Below are 522 nucleotides of genomic sequence, written 5' to 3'. Positions count from 1 at the left end.
CATGACGCCGGCCCAGGCGCGCGCCGCCGGTGCACGTGCGATGGTGATCGGCGTGGCCAACGGCGGTGGCGTGATTCCGCCGCAGTGGCTGCCGGCCCTGGTCGATGCGTTGGAAAACGGGCTGCACCTGGTCAGCGGCATGCACCAGAAGCTGGGTGACATTCCGGAACTGGCGGCCGCAGCCGAACGCCACGGGCGCGAACTGATCAACGTGCGCGTGCCGCCGCGTGGCATTCCGGTCGGCAACGGCCGCAAGCGCACCGGCAAGCGCGTGCTGACCGTCGGCACCGACTGCGCGCTGGGCAAGAAGTACACCGCCCTGGCACTGGCACGTGGCCTGCGTGGCCTCGGCGTGGATGCCGACTTCCGCGCCAGCGGCCAGACCGGCATCCTGATCGCCGGCAGCGGCATTCCGATGGACGCGGTGGTGGCCGACTTCTCCGCCGGCGCCGCCGAACTGCTCAGCCCGAATGCGGCCGACGATCACTGGGATGTCATCGAAGGCCAGGGCTCGCTGTTCCA

Annotated in this window: 1 protein-coding gene; it reads left to right on the top strand. The window is 70.5% G+C overall.

The window, feature by feature from the left end; genetic code table 11:
* Nucleotides 1-40: 40 nt before the first annotated feature.
* The coding region (locus tag AAE045_RS24320; protein ID WP_455549856.1) for a DUF1611 domain-containing protein at nucleotides 41-522 on the top strand (482 nt) is incomplete at its 3' end.

The sequence above is a fragment of the Dryocola clanedunensis genome (assembly GCF_038405435.1).
GTDB lineage: Bacteria > Pseudomonadota > Gammaproteobacteria > Enterobacterales > Enterobacteriaceae > Dryocola > Dryocola clanedunensis_A.
Note: the sequence above shows the minus strand (reverse complement) of the source record. Positions and strands in the feature narration are given on the sequence as shown.